Origin of the sequence: Streptomyces sp. UNOC14_S4 (assembly GCF_020740835.1) — a bacterium.
In the GTDB taxonomy this organism is placed as follows: Bacteria; Actinomycetota; Actinomycetes; order Streptomycetales; family Streptomycetaceae; genus Streptomyces.
The window spans coordinates 1-1,522 of the sequence record NZ_JAINFC010000897.1; the positions used below are offsets into that span (position 1 = coordinate 1).

1 protein-coding gene is annotated in these 1,522 nt (G+C 68.7%); it reads left to right on the plus strand.

The window, feature by feature from the left end:
* Positions 1-207 precede the first annotated feature (207 nt).
* Positions 208-1,509 (plus strand): IS4 family transposase, encoded by a 1,302-nt coding sequence (locus tag K6I34_RS36835; RefSeq protein WP_229332370.1) that lies wholly within the window; start codon positions 208-210, stop codon positions 1,507-1,509.
* The last annotated feature ends 13 nt before the right edge of the window (positions 1,510-1,522 follow it).

Below are 1,522 nucleotides of genomic sequence, written 5' to 3' on the forward strand. Positions count from 1 at the left end.
AGGGCAAGGCCGTGAAGTTATGGGGTGGGTCCGTGGCTGCGAGTGGGGTCTGGTCTGGAGGAACGCCGGACGCGAGAAGCGGAGCCCCGGTAGAACTGGCTGGTCCGCCAAGACAAGCCGTTCACAGCACCGGAGGCTCCGCTGTCGGGTCAGTGTGTCATCAGTCGCGAGATCGCGGTAGCCGACGGTCTTTTCGCTCCGGGTCACTTGGGTGGGCTGACGCAGATCGTCCCGTTCGAGATGGTCGACGCCGTCCTGGCCGAGTGCGGGGCCGTTCAGCAGCGACTGCGGAAACTCCCGGCCCGGGTGGTCGTCTACCTCCTCCTGGCCGCCGCTCTGTTCGAGGAGTGCGGCTATCCGGCCGTGTGGGCCAGGCTGACCTCCGCACTGCACTGCCTGCCGGTCCCGAAGGTCACCGCCACGGCACTGTGGCACGCCCGTGCCCGGCTCGGTGTCCGCCCCGTGCGGGCCCTGTTCGACCTGCTGCGCGGCCCGGCGAGCGCGATCCGCACCATCGGGGCCCGCTGGGCGGGTCTGCTGGTCGTCGCCGTCGACGGCACCTACCTCGATGTCCCCGACGGTCCCGCCACCCGGGCCCACCTGGGCAAAGGCTCCAACCAGTACGCCACTTCGGGTTATCCGCAGATCTGCCTGGTCGCCCTGGTCGCCTGCGGCACCCGGGCCGTGATCGACGCGGTTTTCGGCCCGCGCGCCAGCGGCGAGACCACCCACGGCAAGCGCCTGGCCCGCTCCCTGCGCGAGGGCATGATCGTCCTGCTGGACCGCGGCTTGTCCTCCAACGCCTTCCTGACCACGGTCGCGGACACTGGCGCCGCCTTCCTCGCCCGGCTGTCCGCCACCCGCAAACCACCGGTCCTGCACCGTTACGAGGACGGCTCGTTCCTGTCCAGGATCGGCCGGCTGGAGGTGCGCGTCATCGAGTGCGAGATCACCATCGCCACCACCGCAGGACACACCACCGGCGTCTACCGGCTGGCCACCACCCTGCTCGACCACCGCCGCCACCCGGCATTCGAGCTGGTCAAGCTGTACCACGAGCGGTGGGAAGTGGAATCCGCTTTCTTCGCGGTCAAGAAGTCCATGCTCGGGCGCCGGGTCCTGCGCGCCCGGACCATGTCCGGTATTGCCCAGGAGGTCTACGCGCTGCTGACTGTCTACCAGCTGATCAGGATCGCCATCGCCGACGCCACCGCAGCCCTCCCCGGCACGGACCCCGACCGGGCCAGCTTCGGCATCGCCCTCCAGACCGCCCGCGACCAGGTCATCCAAGCCGCAGGCGTGATCGCCGACACCATTGTCGACCTCGTCGGAACCATCGGACGAGCCGTCCTGAACCAACCGATGACAGCACGCCGACTCCGCGTCAGCCCCCGCGCCGTCAAGCGACCACTGTCCCGCTACGCATACAAGAGCCTGCGCGTGGACCGACGCACCTACAAAGCCACCATCAGCATCGACATCCTGTTGACAGGGCCCATCAGCCCATAACTTCACGGCCTTG